Annotated in this window: 11 protein-coding genes, 1 tRNA gene and 4 pseudogenes; 8 read left to right on the forward strand and 8 right to left on the reverse strand. The window is 68.5% G+C overall.

The features are described 5' to 3' along the window. Positions 1-167 precede the first annotated feature (167 nt). The 3 genes from AB0O82_RS24645 to AB0O82_RS24655 all read right to left on the reverse strand — a co-directional run bounded on the left by AB0O82_RS24645 (position 168) and on the right by AB0O82_RS24655 (position 3,827). Complete coding sequence (locus tag AB0O82_RS24645; protein WP_363586116.1) at positions 168-1,724, reverse strand: MFS transporter; 1,557 nt, start codon at positions 1,722-1,724, stop codon at positions 168-170. 672 nt (positions 1,725-2,396) lie between these two features. Then, entirely contained in the window at positions 2,397-3,236 is an 840-nt protein-coding gene (locus AB0O82_RS24650; protein ID WP_363586117.1) for a hypothetical protein, read from the reverse strand. A gap of 63 nt (positions 3,237-3,299) precedes the next feature. Continuing rightward, positions 3,300-3,827, reverse strand: a complete 528-nt coding sequence (locus AB0O82_RS24655; RefSeq protein WP_363586118.1) for a hypothetical protein — start codon at positions 3,825-3,827, stop codon at positions 3,300-3,302. Between the two features lie 351 nt (positions 3,828-4,178). Here AB0O82_RS24655 and ddaH point away from each other — a divergent pair, with 351 nt between their 5' ends. Then, the gene (gene ddaH / locus AB0O82_RS24660) at positions 4,179-5,021 is read left to right on the forward strand and encodes a dimethylargininase (protein ID WP_363586119.1); all 843 of its coding nucleotides are present in this window, start codon (positions 4,179-4,181) and stop codon (positions 5,019-5,021) included. A gap of 24 nt (positions 5,022-5,045) precedes the next feature. Then, positions 5,046-5,693 carry an FMN-binding negative transcriptional regulator gene (locus AB0O82_RS24665; RefSeq protein ID WP_363586120.1) on the forward strand — a complete coding sequence of 216 codons (648 nt, stop codon included), beginning with the start codon at positions 5,046-5,048 and terminating at the stop codon, positions 5,691-5,693. Positions 5,694-6,500: 807 nt separating this feature from the next. Here the strand turns inward: AB0O82_RS24665 and AB0O82_RS24670 are convergent. After that, the gene (locus tag AB0O82_RS24670) at positions 6,501-6,707 is read right to left on the reverse strand and encodes a hypothetical protein (protein WP_363586121.1); all 207 of its coding nucleotides are present in this window, start codon (positions 6,705-6,707) and stop codon (positions 6,501-6,503) included. 38 nt (positions 6,708-6,745) lie between these two features. On the opposite strand from AB0O82_RS24670, the pseudogene AB0O82_RS24675 reads away from it, so the two are divergent. After that, positions 6,746-7,375 (forward strand): annotated as a pseudogene (locus AB0O82_RS24675) (reverse transcriptase domain-containing protein); the annotation flags it as partial. Between the two features lies 1 nt (position 7,376). Here the strand turns inward: AB0O82_RS24675 and AB0O82_RS24680 are convergent. Further along, the gene (locus AB0O82_RS24680) at positions 7,377-8,498 is read right to left on the reverse strand and encodes a site-specific integrase (RefSeq protein ID WP_363586161.1); all 1,122 of its coding nucleotides are present in this window, start codon (positions 8,496-8,498) and stop codon (positions 7,377-7,379) included. After that, positions 8,499-8,708, reverse strand: a pseudogene (locus tag AB0O82_RS24685) (Arm DNA-binding domain-containing protein); the annotation flags it as partial. 484 nt (positions 8,709-9,192) lie between these two features. Between AB0O82_RS24685 and AB0O82_RS24690 the strand changes: the two are divergent. Continuing rightward, a tRNA-Pro gene (locus AB0O82_RS24690) sits at positions 9,193-9,279 on the forward strand. Here the strand turns inward: AB0O82_RS24690 and AB0O82_RS24695 are convergent. Continuing rightward, positions 9,245-9,873 (reverse strand): annotated as a pseudogene (locus tag AB0O82_RS24695) (restriction endonuclease). The gene AB0O82_RS24690 and the pseudogene AB0O82_RS24695 overlap by 35 nt on opposite strands. A 755-nt stretch (positions 9,874-10,628) precedes the next feature. Here AB0O82_RS24695 and AB0O82_RS24700 point away from each other — a divergent pair. The 3 genes from AB0O82_RS24700 to AB0O82_RS24710 all read left to right on the forward strand — a co-directional run bounded on the left by AB0O82_RS24700 (position 10,629) and on the right by AB0O82_RS24710 (position 14,403). Further along, positions 10,629-10,844 (forward strand): hypothetical protein, encoded by a 216-nt coding sequence (locus tag AB0O82_RS24700; RefSeq protein WP_363586122.1) that lies wholly within the window; start codon positions 10,629-10,631, stop codon positions 10,842-10,844. A gap of 17 nt (positions 10,845-10,861) precedes the next feature. Next, a complete protein-coding gene (locus tag AB0O82_RS24705) occupies positions 10,862-11,188 on the forward strand; it encodes a transposase (protein ID WP_363586123.1) in 327 nt (108 codons plus the stop codon). A 1,139-nt stretch (positions 11,189-12,327) separates the two neighbouring features. After that, on the forward strand, positions 12,328-14,403 hold the full coding sequence (locus AB0O82_RS24710) for a DUF2075 domain-containing protein (protein WP_363586124.1): 2,076 nt from the start codon (positions 12,328-12,330) through the stop codon (positions 14,401-14,403). 57 nt (positions 14,404-14,460) lie between these two features. On the opposite strand, the gene AB0O82_RS24715 is transcribed toward AB0O82_RS24710, so the two are convergent. Next, positions 14,461-14,589 carry a DUF6408 family protein gene (locus tag AB0O82_RS24715; protein WP_363586125.1) on the reverse strand — a complete coding sequence of 43 codons (129 nt, stop codon included), beginning with the start codon at positions 14,587-14,589 and terminating at the stop codon, positions 14,461-14,463. A gap of 491 nt (positions 14,590-15,080) precedes the next feature. Here AB0O82_RS24715 and AB0O82_RS24720 point away from each other — a divergent pair. Further along, positions 15,081-15,423 (forward strand): annotated as a pseudogene (locus AB0O82_RS24720) (HNH endonuclease); the annotation flags it as partial. Between the last annotated feature and the right edge of the window lie 6 nt (positions 15,424-15,429).

The following is a 15,429-nucleotide window of genomic DNA, read 5'->3' on the forward strand; positions in this document are numbered from 1 at the left end:
GGGGGTGGCCTCGGCGGAGGTGTAGGTGTTGACGTCGGTCGCCTTGGGCAGGGCGGCGCAGAGCCCGGCGGCGACGGCGGGCGGGAGGGCCTCCTTGTCCGCTCCGGGCGGGCGCAGGAGGAGGCCCCGGGCTCAAGCGGGCAGGGACGCCGGCCTGCCGTCCGGGATCAGGCGGACAGCGCACCGTCCGGTGCCGACGCGTCCGACTTCTTCGTACGGATCAGCAGTGAGAACAGGCCTGAGGCGGCCGCACAGCACGCCGCCAGGAGGAACACGGTGTGCATGCCGTTGATGAAGGTGTCGTGGGCCACCCGGGTGACCGTGCCGACGAACTGCTCGGCGGTGCCCGCGTCCGTCTTCGCCCCGGCCAACTGCTGCTGGAGGCCCTGCTGGACTGCCGGCGGGAAGCCCAGTTCGACGCTCTTGAGCAGGGACTCGTCGTTGACCACGTGCTTGACCGCGTCGTTGTCGCCGCCGAAGGCCGTCGTCAGTGCCGGAGCGAACTTGGCCGTGACGACGGAGGAGAGCAGGCTGCCGAACACCGCGATGCCGAGCGTGCTGCCCAGCTGCTGGGTCGACTGCTGCACGCCGGAAGCGACACCGGCCTTGTCGACCGGGGCGTTCCCGACGATCGCCTCGATGGCCGGGATCATCATGAACCCGGCACCGAAGCCGGCCAGCACCAGCGACGGCACCAGGGCCATCTCCCCGGAGTCGGCCCCCAGGCGCAGCAGCAGCAGCAATGACGAGGTGGTGCAGGCCGCGCCGAGCAGCAGGGTGGCGCGGTTGCCGAACTTGCCAGCCGCGGCGCCGGCGATCGGCGCCGCCACGGTGAACAGCAGCGTCAGGGGCAGGAGCGCGACGGCGGCCTGCAGCGGGCTCTTGCCCTGGACGCCCTGCAGGTAGAACGTCAGGTAGAAGAGGATCGCGAAGAACGCGAACATGCTCACGATGGTCACCAGGCAGCCGGCCGAGAACGAGCGGACCCGGAAAAGCCCGAGCGGGACCATCGGGCTCTTGGTCCTGCTCTCGATGATGACGAACACGATCAGCAGCGCGACGCCGAGGCCCATGAAGCCCAGGACGTTCGGCGACGACCAGCTGCCCGCTGCCTGCACCCGGGTGACGCCCCAGACGAGGCTGACCAGCGCAAGCGTGAGGGTGATCGCACCGGGCAGGTCGAGTCGCTGGGGCACGCGCTGCGACTTCTTGATCACGAACAGCCCCACCAGCACGGCGACGATTCCGAACGGCAGGTTGATGTAGAACACCCACGGCCAGCTCGCGTGCTCCACCAGGAGGCCGCCCAGGATCGGACCGCCCGCCAGAGCCACCGCGGACACCGACCCGAACCAGCCGAACGCCATCGAGAGCTTCTCCGGTGGGAAGGCAGCCCGCAGGATGGCGAGGCCGGCCGGACCGAGCATGGCGCCGAAGACCGCCTGCAGCACCCTGGCGCCGATCAGCATCTCGACCGAGCCGGACAGCCCGCACAGCAGCGACGCGAGCGAGAACCCGCTGACACCGATGAGGAACGCGGTCTTGTGACCGATCTTGTCCGCCACCAGACCGGCCGGGATCAGGAGACCCGCGAGGGCCAGCAGGTAACCGGTCGTCACCCACTGGATTCCCTCGAGGCTCGCGTGCAGGGACGTGGCGATCGTCGGGTTCGCCACCGAGACGACGCTGCCGTCGAGTTGGACCACCATGATCCCGAACGCCACCGCAATGAGGCTCAGCCAGGCTGTCAGCGGCGCTTTGACCTTGGCATCCCGCCCGTCGGCCGCATCGCTTCCGAGTCCTTCGCCGACCATTAGTTCGCTCAATTTCCCGTCTCCCTACCTACTGCGGAACCCGGCTGACCGGTGTGGCTGACCGGCGTCGAGGGCGAGCGGCTGGCCGCGAAGACCCGACCACTGCCCTCTCGAGCGGGCAGGCGCTGCCCACCCGACTAAGACAACGCCAGTATGGCACCATGGTGGCATCGCTTTGACCCCATGACAACCCAATGTGGCGCCGGATGGTCTGGTGGGGAGCCTGGGCGCAGTGGGATCACGCGTCGGCGCGACCGCGGGGGGAGCGGGCTCCGGCCCACAGGCTCGTGGTGCGGGCGCATCTGGAAGCACAAGGGCAGCACGGCGCGCGGCATGGATCGACGGCGGTGGAATCGGGCTGGCCCGGGGCGGGGGAGCGCGGTCGGTCCGGGCTCTGCGCTGTCGATGGAAGGTGGGCCCGGCGGCCGTCGCGGTGGTGGTCGCGTCAATCCGGCGCCACTTGATCGATGCGGGTGTGGCAGGTGTGCGCGGTGGCTCGGCTTCGGCCTGTTCGGTCAGGCCGGTTCGGCCACGCCCGGGCGGACGGGGCGTGGCCGGGCTGGTGCGGCGCCGCGCGGTGGGTCAGGCGCGGCGGATCATGATGTCACCATTAGACGTCCGGGCCCGGACCGCTGCCGTCCGGCTCGCCGGCTGTGGGTTGTCGACGAGATCGAGGGAGTTCTCCACCCATCCCCGCCGGGTGCTGACGTCGAGGCGGGCGGACGTGCCCTCGCCGATGCCGAAATCGATGTCTCCGATGCCGGTTTCGAGCACGAAGGACCCCTCGCGGACCTCGCCGATGCTGATCCTGCCCCTGGCGGTCCTCGCCTCGACGGCGGCCGCCGCCCGGCCGACGGTGATGGCGCCCCGGGACGCGTTGACCCGTACGCTCGCGCCGGCCGACCCGATCCACGTGTCGCCGCCGGCGCTCTTGACGACCGCGGGGCCCTCGACCTCGGCGAGCCTCACCGTGCCGTGCCCGAGGGTGACCTCGGCGCCGCCGTCGACCCGTCCGGCCGTGATGTCGCCGCGGCCGGCTTCGACCGACAGCGGGCCGGTGTCGTCGAGCGCGATGTCGCCGGTCCCGGTCTTGAATCCGCACTTGCCCAGCTGGCCTTCGCACCGGAACACCGCGGTAGCCGCACTGCCGCGGACCTCGGAGCCGGCGGGCAGGTCGATCCGCACGTCGAGTGCGCCCTGCCCGCCGAAGAGTCCGCCCAGCTTCGGTGCCCTGACCACCAGCCGACCGTTCGTGAACTCGACCACCGCCTGATCGGCAGCCTTGACATCCGCTCCGACGGCCGCATCGTAGGGCTGGACCTCGACCACGGTGTCCACGCGGTCGCTCGCGACGATCCTCGCCTGGCCGGTAATCAGGCTGACGGCGACGGTGATCGGCTCAGGCGTGGCGAAAGTCGGCATGCGTATGTCCTCCGAGATGTCTGAGCCCGCCGCCCGCGGCAGGCATCGGGCCGCCGAGCTGCGTTACTCGATCCAGCCGGAGAGACTCTGCCCGCCCTGCGCGGCGCGCCGAGCGGCGGGGCGCGCGGGCGGCTGGAGAGTGGCGGAGACGGCCCGGACCAGCCAGGCGTTGATCGACAGCCCTTCCCGGCCGGCGGCCTCCTCGATCCGGGCCTTCAACTGCTCCGGCGGGCGGAAGTTGATCCGGGCCGTGCCGCCTTCTTCGGCGGGCACCGCGACGGTGGAGGCGGCGCCGTGCAGCGGCGCGCCGTACCCGCCGTCCTCGAGGTCGGCGGAGACCGGGTCGGAGGCCGGCAGCGTAACGACGAAGCTGGGGTCGAGTCCGTTCAGGCGCAGGTCGACCGAGCCGGGAGCCATGTCGCGGGTGATCTCGCTGGCGGCGTCCGAAAGCACGTTGAGGAAGGTGAGCCGGGCAGTGGACCCGAGCGGGCTGATCAGACGCTCGGCGAGCGCGCGAGCTTCCTCGCCGCCTGCCTCGGCCGCGACGAGGAGATCATGGCGGAGGTTGTCGACGTACGGCGTCAAGTCCATCACGCCATGCTACCGCCCGGCTTCTGCCGCCCCCGAACCAGGTCTGGGTGCTCGTTTGCCCGTGGTGAGGCGGGCTGGCCGCCCGTCGCGCCGGCCCTGGATGGCGCCGGGTCCGGCGCCATGGTGTCCTGTCGACCGGACGGCGGCGTGGGCGGCGGAGCGACGGCGTGCCCGCCGGTTCGTCGCGGGTACCGCTCGGTGCGATTGATCCGCCGACAGGGTGGCGAAAGCTTGGCGCCATGCTAGCTTGAGGCCGGATCAATCGCCGGGAATTGCCTGTTCGGATTTCCCCCACCCCCGCGGGGTATTCCCTTCTAGGTTTCTGAAATCCAGTCGAATGAGGGATCTGAAATGACGCAGGAATCCGATCGCCGTGCGCCTTCCGGAAACAGGATGATGCGACCGAGGAAATATCTGATGTGTCGCCCGACGCACTTCGACGTGACGTATTCGATCAACCCGTGGATGAACCCGGCGGCGCCGACTTCGGGCGACAAGGGGCTGGCGCAGTGGAAGCAGCTGCACGACGCGCTCGTCGACCTGGGGCACGACGTCTCCCTGGTCGAGCCGGTGCCGGGCCTGCCCGACATGGTGTTCGCGGCCAACGGCGCGACCGTGATCGACGGCAAGGTCCTGGTGGCCAGGTTCCGGCACCGGCAGCGTGTCGACGAGGCTCCGGCGTACCTCGAGTGGTTCCGCCGCACGGGATGGTCGGAGGTCAAGCAGGCCGAACACATCAACGAGGGCGAAGGCGACTTCCTCTTCACGGGGCAAGAGATCCTGGCCGGTTCCGGCTTCCGCAGTGATCTGCGGTCGCACGACGAGGCGCGGGAGTTCTTCGGCCGGCCGGTGCTGGGCCTCACCCTGGTGGATCCCCGTTTCTACCACCTGGACACGGCGCTCGCGGTGCTCGGCGGCGACGAGATCATGTACAACCCGGCGGCGTTCTCTGCGGAGAGCCGTGCAGTGCTGGCGGAGCGTTATCCGGACGCGATCCTCGCCACCGAGGCGGACGCGGACGTGTTCGGGTTGAACGCGCTGTCGGACGGCAGGCACGTGGTCCTGCCCCGTGCCGCGACCGGCCTGGCGGCAAGGCTGCGCGAGCGCGGCTACCAGCCGGTCGGCGCGGAGCTGACCGAGTTGCTGAAGGCAGGCGGCAGCGTGAAGTGCTGCACGCTGGAACTGCGCGCCTGAGACATTCGAGAGGACGTGTGACAGATGTTCGTTCCCGGTCAGTACCGGCCCCCGGACGGTACGTGGATGACGGACCTTGTCCGTGCCAATCCGCTGGCTCTGCTGGTGACCAACGGTGCCGCGGACGGTCCGTTGGCGACGCACCTGCCGGTGATCCCGGAACCGGCCCCGGATGCCTCCGACCGACCGACGGACCTGTCCGGCGCGGTGCTCCTGGGCCACATGAACAAGGCGAACCCTCAGTGGAAGGCCTTGGCTGACGAGACCGCGGCGGTCCTGACGTTCACGGGTCCGCACGCGTACGTGTCACCGACCACCTACGCGTACACCCCGGCTGCCCCGACCTGGAACTTCACCGCGGTCCACCTGCGCGGCAGGCTCAGCAAACTGGCCCCGGGGGAGGAGACGCTGCAGGTCGTCTGCTCGACCGTGGAGGCGTTCGAGGAGGACCACGGGACGGGCTGGGACATGTCTGGCTCTCTCGACTACTTCCGCAGGATCCTGCCGGCCGTGGGGGCGTTCCGCTTCACGGTGACCAAGGCGGAGGGCATGTTCAAGCTGAGCCAGGAACAGAAACCGGAGGTCCGCGAACGGGTCCGGGCCGTGTTCGGGGAATGCCCCTCGACCCGGCACCGCGAAACGGCGGCCCTGATGGGAAGACTGCCGTCCTGAACGCAACGCCGCCGGCCTTCGGGCCGTCGTCACCCGGCTTGTCGTTCCATTCCGGCCATCACTCGATCTGATGAGATCCCGGTCGGCGAAGGCCGCCCGCGAGACCTGCCGGTCGGAGCCCGGTGCCCGTCCCGGCCGGGATGTCTGGCCCGGTGCGCGTGCCGAGGGCTCAGCGATCGCCGGGCCGTCGCCCGGCGGTGCGCGGTGCCGCAGGAGGTTGGTCCGGCCGGATGGCGGGCCTTCGGCGCCCGGCTCGTCGGGGAGTCGCCGTGGCGGGTCCGCCCTGGTGTGTGGGCCAGGAGCATGGGTCAGTAACGGGGTTGCTGATACATCGGCCCAGGTCGGCAGTTTTGATCTTGTCGAGGCGGTCAGAGTCGATGCACATCTGTCCGCAGCATCTGGCGAGGCACTCACTGAGGCAGAGGCCCCAAGCGGAGGTGCGTTCCACGGGCACCGTCACGTTCAGGTAGCTCGGGGCCGACCAGTTCCCCGACCGACGGCGGACAAGGGGCCTCGGGCCACACCTGAACGGAACGAGAGCTCTCACGCGGCGAAGCGCGCGGTGACCGGATGGCCAGCCATGTGCTGGGTCTCGGCCTGGTCGAGGGCGCTGTCGCATCCGGTGCCCGCTGTCCTTCGGGTCGGCATTGGCGCAGGCAGCCCGCGAGCGGCTGAACCGGCGCAAACGGGGGCGACCCCGCAGTGGGTATCTGCACGGTCAAGCGCGGCGGCCAGGGGGGGCACCCCGGGAAGCCGGCCCGGTGCAGCTACGCCGGACCGGTGAGGGGCTTCGGCCGCGACGACTTGCTACGCGGCGAGCGGCATGTTGTCGTCGCCATGGGGGACGGCGCGGAGCCGGTCCGTCTGGGCTTGGTCGAGGGCTCGGGCGAGGGCGTTGACGGCCTGGTCGGCGGAGTCCTTGACCAGGTGGCCGTAGAGGTTGATCGTGGTCGCGAGGGTGGAGCGGCGCAGGGTCTTGGAGAAGATGGCCAGCGGGACGCCTTCGGCGATCATGATGCTGGCCGCGGTATGCCGCAGGTCGTGGGTGCGCCGTGAGGCGCTGTGGTTCGAGTGGAGGTGAGAGACCTTCGCCGCTGATCCTGGAACTCGGCGAACACCGGGACACCATGGCCGGCACGCCGCAGGGCGGCATCCTGTCCCCGCTGCTGGCCAACATCGCCCTGGGCGTGCTCGACGAGCACGTGATGGGGCCGTGGAAGCCGGGCGGGGCGATGTCGACCCGCGGCAAGCGCGACTACCGGCGCGCCAAGGGGCGGCCTACGTGGCGGCTGGTCCGCTACGCGGACGACTTCGTCGTCATGGTGCATGGCTCGCGCGAGCACGTTGAAGCGCTGCGCGAAGATGTCGCCGTCGCGCTGGCCCCGCTCGGATTGCGGCTGTCACCGGCCAAGACCCAAGTGGTTCACCTGGGCGACGGGTTCGACTTCCTCGGCTTCCGCATCCGGTGGAAGCGCAAGAGGGGGACGGACAAGTGGTACGTCTACACCTTCATCGCGGTCCGGCCCGTCCGGTCGGTGAAGGCGAAGATCCGTGCCCTGACACACAGGACATCGCAGCAGGACTTCGCGTCCGTGCTGGTCAGGCTTGCCCAGATCATGCGCGGATGGGCCAACTACTTCCGACATGCCGTGGCGAAGTGGACCTTCAGCAAACTGGACGCTTTCACCTGGTGGAGGCTCGTCCACATGCTGAGGGCGCGTCACGGCTGGAACTGGGGACAGGTCCGTCGACACCTCGCCGCCTCCGGGCGATGGGTGATCGCGGCCGACGGGGTCGAGTACTTCCGGATCCAGGGTGTGACGGTCTCCCGCTACACCTACCGGGGCAACAAGATCCCCTCCCCATGGCCTCCTGCGAACCCCGCCTGACGGCAGGAACCGTGGAGAGCCCGTTGCCGAGAGATCGGCACGGCGGGTTCGGAGAGCGGTCCGGGGAAACGGACCGGGAGCAATCCCGGCACCGCGCCCCGGGCCGACTCACCAGCCCGATGCGGGGGAGGTCGAGTTCGGCGGTGCGCTTGCGGAGCTGGTCGAGAACCCACTGCGGGCGCAGCGGCAGGCCGTCCGGCTTGGCGAAGACCAGCCCATCGAGCCGGCCGTCAGGGTGGGCGCTCATCTGGAGGGCGGCCTGGCGGTGGAGGGCCGCCATGACCCTAGGGGAGAGGCTGATCCAGGCGCGGCTGGCCTCGGTCTTCGGTTCCCGGAGGTGGATCTTGCCGTTGTCGATGGCGGCGAGGGTCCAGCGGACGAACAGCTTGCGGTCCACGAGGTGGACGTCCGACCAGTGCAGGGCGAGGACCTCACTGCGGCGCATCCCGGTGCCGAGCATCACCTCGAACAGGTCGGTCAGCCGGTCCGCGTAGCGCTCGGCGCCGTGGCGCAGGAACGCAGCGGCCTCATCGGGGGTCCAGCAGGTGCGCTCTTCGGCGCGCGGCCTGGGCGGGACGGAGTGCTTGGCCGGGTTGTAGCGCAGTCCCCAGGAGCGCACCGCGTGGTTGAGGGCGTTGCGCAGGGTGGAGACGATCCGGTAGATGGTGACCTTGCCGCGCTTGGCCTTGCGCTGGGCGGCGATCCACCGCTCGATGTGCTTGGGGCGCAGGTCGGGCAGCCGGTAGTGGCCGAACGCGGGGATGAGGTCCCGTTCCACGCACGCCTCGTAGCCGGCGTAGGTGTTCGGCGCGAGCTCCTCCTTCTGCGCCGCCAGCCACTGCCGCAGGAAGCTCGCCACCGTGACGCGACGGTCCTCGTACACCCCGCGCAGCTCACCGTTCAGCACCGCCTTCATCTCCCGGGCCGCCTCAGCGCGGGTGGCGAACCCACCGCGTCGGCGGGTCTTGCGATTCCCGTCCTCGGGGGCAAGGTCGACGCAGTACGTCCACTTCCCGTGCTTCAGATCCCCGGCTAGCCGCGGACACCACGGCCCCAACTGCTTCCCCGAACCGTCCGAACAACCACACCGCCGGTACACCCGACCCCGCTGCGCACGCTGTCCCATGAGCTTCCCCTTCTCTCGGACTGGGTGGTTCCTCTGAGGTAAGAGTGGCTGCTGTGTCGGGTGTGGCGGCAGAGCGCGTTGGGCGGTGTGCGGAGCATTCAGAACCAGATGGCGAAGACACGCTCAAGACGACACACCGCCTGGAAGATCACCATCCGTGACCAGTGGGTAAGCGACCGTGATCCGCCCGCAGGAGCCGGACCTGCAGGCTGGCCAGCGCCGCCGATGCAGCACCTGTTGGGATCGCATGGGGGTGCTTGCTGAAGGACCGACAGATCTCGGTCACCGGCAGTAGCGGTGGTGGGGTCGCCAGCCCTGGGACCAGTTTGGGACCGCACCCGACGAGCGCCCATGAACGCTGATGGGCGAAAACGGACGCTCGTGCGCAAAGTAAACGCTGAGTCACGGTCAGCATCTCGTGGCATCGCTTCCGCTGAAAGTCTCCAACTCACGTTAGCCTCAGGATAGTTGAGCAACAAAAAGCCGGGACCTTGAGGTCCCAGCTGTCGACAATAGTTGAACCACTTGACTGGGGGTCAAGGGGTCGCAGGTTCAAATCCTGTCGTCCCGACAGTGATGTCGGAAGGCCGTTGGCCGGGAGAAATCCCAGGCCAGCGGCCTTTTTGTTGATGATCCGACAGGTGATGGGTGGCTGCGGCGCAGCCGCTTTGTGATCTTGCTGGGGACCAGCCAGGGACCGCAGCCGTCGGCCGAGGGTCACCGCGATCTGCTGCGGCGACCCCATGGCCGTGCCTACACGAGGTCGCCGGCCTGCCAGCCCGGGGGACCTTGGGCAGTCCGATCAGGGCGTCGATGTTCAGGTGCTTGGTGAGCAGGGCCTTGAGGTTGCGGCCGTCGATGAGGCGGAGGCGGCCGTTGCGGTGGGCGAAGTCGTAGCTGTCTTTGCCGAACCACGAGGTGGTGACGGCGATGCCGTAGCCGGCGTCCTTGTCGTCGATGACGCCGGACATGGCGCGGACGGTGTTCACCGGGACCACGTTCTTGGAGCGTTTGGCCTGGATGGCGAAGATGGTGGATCCGGTCGGGTCGGCCAATGTCGCGACGGCGTCCACGCCGTCGTCGCGGAGCCCTGGGTGCGCCAGGTTTCGTAGCCCATGGCTTCGAAGAGTTTGCGGACCAGGCGTTCGAAGTCGTAGGGGTTCATCTGGAGCAGGTCGGGCCGGCTGTCCAGGGTGGCGACCACGGCGGTGTCGGTGGTGATGCGGTAGTGGGACAGGTCGGTCTCGACGATGGGTGTGACCGGTTCCAGGTCGTGGGGGTGCTTGGAGACGGTGGCGCCGAGCCGGTGGAGGCACTGCTGCGGGTCGAGCCTGGGCTCGTCCAGAACGAGTTCGGCGAAGTCCTTGCGCTGGGCGACGACGCTGACGACGCAGGCCCGGACGGTCTGGCCGGTCGCCCGATCGGTGGTGTTGACGCGGCCGTTGAGGATGACGGTCTCCACGAACGCGGCCGGTGTGGCGGAGAACGCCTCGTCCAGCGCGCGCAGTGCCAGGCGGGCCACGAGCCGTGCGTAGGCCTCGTGGATCTCGGCCTGCTTGGCGGGCTGGGGGATGACCTTGGTCTGCTGCGCGACGTAGCGGTAGGAGGCCACCGGGGGGACGATCTCGTGGTTGGGCAGCTCGACATCGACCAGGAGCTGCTGGGCCTCGGGGACGTAGACCGCCTGGGCCGCGGTCCGGCAGCCCGGGGGACAGGAGAGCGCTGCAGCAGGTCCTCGATCCGCTCCGCGACGCCCTGAGGACCCTCGTGATCGAAGGCCTCTTCGACGTGCGGGTGCCACGCCTCCAGACCTTCGGGGCGCAGCAGCAGGACTGATTCCAGTTCCTCACGGCGCCGGTTGAACTCGGCGGTGCTCTCCTCGGCCTGGGCCTTGAGTCGGGCCGTCTCGGCTTGCCGGGCTTGCCGTTGGGCTTCCTTCTCGGCCTGGGCGTCCGCGCGCTTCTTCGCCTCCTCCACCCGGCGGCGAGCCGTCTGGCGCTTGGCCAACTCGGCTTCCACGCGGGCGGCTTCCTTGGCTCGGGCGGCCTCCTCGCGTTGGAGGTGCTTCTCGCCGGCGGCCAGGAGCCGGGCGTGTTCGACGGCGGGGTCCACCTTCCGCTGAGCTTTGCCCCGTGACGTGGACACCCTGACACTTGGATCTTGTCGATCCAGGAAGGGAAGTCCAGGTGGGACGTCCGTCGAAGTACTCGGACGAGTTCCGGCATGATGCCGTCGCGCTGTACCGGGCCGCGGAGGGCCGGCGCACGTTCGCGGCCGTCGCGAAGGAGATCGGGGTCAATCACGAGACCCTGCGGAACTGGGTGCGCGCCGCCGACACCGAGCCGGCGTCGACCGGGCAGGTGCTGAACAGCGAGGAGCGGGCCGAACTCGTCCGCCTGCGCAACGCCGAGCGCGAGTGGCAGGCCGAGAAGGAGATCCTGCGCCGGGCAGCGGCCTATTTCGCACGGGAGATGAAGTGAGGGCCTGGCGGGCCGGTGCTCCGGCCCGCGCCGAACGGGCGTCGGCCGAGGCCGTGCTCGTTCACGAGATCCGCGGGGTCCACCAAGAGGCACGGGGCGCGTACGGGGTGTCGAGGGTGCACACCCCACCGCCACCCTCGCCGGCCTCACCGACGAACGCCAGCGCTTCTCCGACGAATACCTGCGCCTACGCACCGACCTCACCCCACAGATGTGGAAGGTCGGAACGGCGGATGCGGTCTCACGGCTGTGCCTGCCAGACGTCGATGTGAAAGCCATGCGCGGACTGAAGTTCCATGAGGCACTCCCCGAGCGGCTGGCTCTGGCCACACTCGCCACCAGACTCGCGGACCTCGACTCAGCGGCGGTCGTATTGTCTCAACCGGCTAGGTTCTCGCTCCGGGCGGACTGAAACCGTGGCTCGGGACTATTGGGACACGCGCGGACGGACGCTGGTGTACCCGGACGTAGGGCATATCTCGTACTTCGCTATCGAGTTGGCGGCGGCGTTCCGCGGTGGCTGGCGAGTACACGTTGGCCAAGGCCCAGGGGGTCGTCGAGGGCAGGGTCGAGAGACGTGGTGTCCTCCTGAAACGTGCTCAGCCGTGATGTGTTGCACACATCGAAGAGAAGGCCGGCGAAGCCCTCCCCGGACCGTGCCGCAAAGGAAAGCAACTGATGGCCGCGGCGGGGAATCAGTGGCGTGGGCGGATGAGTCCTCGTCGCGGCTGACGTGCGAGGGTGGGCGCCCGTAGCTGCTGGCCGGGGCCGAGGGCATCGACTGGTTCAGCTCCTTGGAGACGCTGGTCAGTGCATCAGTCGGGGGCGATCTGGGACCACGCGCTATTCACCTCCGCCTTTGAGGGCTTTTGGGTGAACGAACAGCGCGGGCTGTCTACCGCCTGACGTGCAGAGATGGCAATGGCCGGGCGACTGGGGGTATTGCGCGGCTGGGCCTTCGCCCGGGATGAGAATGATCTCTTGATGTACGTATCGCCGCTGAGCATTGTGTACTGACGGCCGCTTCTGCACGTAGGATCGACGGTACTGTTTGCGGCCCGACAGGCTTCCCGCTGAGGACATGCCCCCAACCCGCACGAATCACTCGTGGTCTGGTCTGGGGGAGTCCCTTCGTGCCCATGCTCCTGCTGAAGTTGTCGGCGCAGGATCTGCTCACTCTGAACTCGCGTCGCCGGATGGTGCCGCATCTTGCCGAACGGTGGCGAAAGTTCCGGGAGCACGAGGCTTCGGAGACGGAGCGGTTTGCGTGGGCGGAGAGTCTGATTTGTCTGGCGAACGATTTGGTTGCCGCTGATCGTGGCAATGTGCAGATGGTCGTCGAGTGCGCCGCGACTGCTGACGAGGACATCAAGGGGAGCAGTCCCAGGCTCGTGGACGTCGTCCTTGTGGGCCGCCACCCGCGCGAGAATCGGCCGTCCGTCCAGCTGGTGGAGCTGAAGCGTTGGTCGACCGTGACCAGGGTCGAGCGGGCCATTGCGGACCAGGTCTACGTGGCAGGCCTGGCGAAGCCCAAGAAGCACCCTGCGCTGCAACTGCGTGAGTACTACCATGCGTTCACCGGCAGCCGGGGCCCCTTCGGCATGGTCGACATCGAGTGCGGCGGCTTTGCCTACCTGCACAACGCCACTGAGGACTCTGTCCGTCCGCTGATCGACGTGGACGCACCGACGGGTGTCTATGCGCAGGTGTACACCGGTGATCGTCGCCGCCAGTTGCTGACCGACTTGCAGGGACACTTTGCCGCTGACGGCGGCGGCACCGAGGCCGAGCTGCTACTACAGGGCATCGGCGTGCGCAACGCACCGCTGCTCGACGCGATGATGTGGTCCCGGGGCACGGACACGGTCTTCACCCTGCGGGGGCGGCAGAAGGAGGTGGCTGATCAGATCCTGGAGACAGCTGCCAAGGTACTGCCCTCCTCGAAGCAGTCCGCGCTGGTTCCGGACGAGCGACGAGTAGTTTTCCTGGTGACCGGTGGCGCAGGCACCGGCAAGAGCGCTATCGGCCTGCAGATCAAGGCGGAGCTGGAGGCCGCTGGCCGGAACGTCAACTACGCCAGCGGGAGCAGGGCCTTCAACGCGGCGATGCAGGAGCACGTCGGTGTCGGTGACCGGGAGTTCAAGGAGACCTTCACCTACTTCTTCGATTACGTCACGACGCCCGACCCGCTGCTCGATGTTCTGATCTGCGATGAGGCACACCGACTCCGTGACCGCTCCGAGAACCGGTTCTGGCCGCCGGAGAAGCAGGGATCTCGGCCGCAGGTGGACGAACTCCTCGATGCGTCCCGGCTGACGGTGTTCTTCCTCGACGAAGGCCAGGTCGTTCGTCCGAAGGAGGTCGGTACGGTCGACCTTATCCAGCAGGCGGCTGATCGGCGCGGAGCCAAGGTGGTGCGGTACGGCCTCCGCGAGCAGTTCCGATGCGGTGGCAGTGACGCGTACGTCCGCTGGGTGCACGCGCTGCTCGGTATGTCGGATGACGAACCTGAGCACTGGACGCCGGACGGCTTGATGCATGTCGAGGTGGTGGACACGCCGAACGCGCTCAGGGACATCATCCTCGGCGAGGAGAGCGCCGGGGCATCCGCGCGTATGGTTGCCGGCTACTGCTGGCCTTGGACCGAGCCTCTGGGCCGGGAGAAGCGACTGGAGCGGGATGTCAGGATCGGTGACTGGCACGAGCCGTGGAACGCGAAGAGCGACAGCTTCTGCGCGGACGGCGTCCCGCCCGGTGTCAGGTGGTCGATGCACAAGAACGGCATCGGCCAGATCGGCTGTGTGTACACCGCACAGGGCCTCGAGTGGGACTGGTGCGGAGTGATCATGGGCGATGACATGGTGCGCCGGGACGACCAGTGGGTGTTCCGCCGAGGCAAGGAGACGGAGAAGTCGGCGCAAGGTGTAAGACGGGTGAGAGTTCCAGGATCGCTTGATCCGAAGGTCAGTGCGAGCAGCGTCGGTGACGAGGAGTTCGCCCGCCTGATTCGGCACGCCTACCACGTGCTGATGACCCGGGCCAGCCGGGCGACGGTGCTCTATTCCACGGACGAGGAGACCCGGGCCTACCTCAAGGGCCTTGTCGGGGAGACCGAGATCCACGGATTGCGGCCGACTCGGGAGAGCTTGCCATGGCATCACGCCCGTCCGAAGCGGGGACGGAAGAAGCCCAAGAACGACCTTCGCTTGTTCTGACCGAAGGTGTGGAAAGGGTGGACGTGGCGGGCTCGCCGGGCCCGCCACTGACCTGCGTCAGAAGAGCAGGTGCGCCACCGAGGTCAGCGCCGCCACCAGCATGTTGGAGGCGACTCCGACGGCGATGTCGGTGAGGATCTTGCGGATCCGTCCACGACGCGCAGGCTTGTACTCGATCGAGGTCATGCGGCCATCCCTAGGTAGTGATATCGGAATGGCAGGGGGCACCCTACCGGGCAACCACGCTCACGTCAGATGTTGACCACCTGACGGGCACAACCATCCGTCAATCGCCGCCTGTCGAGGGCGCACGGAACCTAGGCCTCGTACCCTCCGGGAAGGTGCGCAGCGCAATGATGCTACCGCGTGGACGCGTTGGCGTCGGGGATCAGCGAGCGGAACCTCGCAGGACGCACGCCGGTCCGCCGCCATGCCCCTCAGGGGCAGAGGCAAAGGGCTCACCGTCGGCGCGCGAAGCTGTCGTGTCAGTGCTGCCGTGGGATGGGCAGGGGCTCATGGCGGTGCCAGATCAATGACCTGTCCTCGCGGCGGAGTTCCGCGGATTCCCACTCAAGGCGGATCACACCGTCGGCCAGGGAGCAAGCGCAGGCGACGAGAACGAGCTTGGTGTCCGGTGAGAGGCGTGCGAGATCTGAATGAGGTTCGTCCTCGTCCGGGGAATGCTGGGAACGAGCACGGTCGGACCGGAAGCGGGCGCATGTGCGTTGGTGATCCCACGACGGGCCGGATGAGGTCGACAACGGTCTGTGCCTGCGCTCCTTGCACCACAAGCTTTTCGACAAGGGCGTCCTGGGTCTTGGGGAGGGGCGCCGCATACCCGTCTCACAGCGCTTCGTCGGACGCAGCGAGGCAAGCCGCCAGCACGTGCTGGCGTTGGCCGGACGGCCGGTCATCGGCCCGCAGGCAGGGGCTCCACTGGTCGCAGGCCTGCACCGGCGGTGGCACGGCGAACAGGTCTTCCGAGGCGAACCCGGGGAGCCCGTCGGCCCGGCGCGGTGAGTGCCG

Origin of the sequence: Kitasatospora sp. NPDC088264 (assembly GCF_040685715.1) — a bacterium.
GTDB lineage: Bacteria > Actinomycetota > Actinomycetes > Streptomycetales > Streptomycetaceae > Kitasatospora.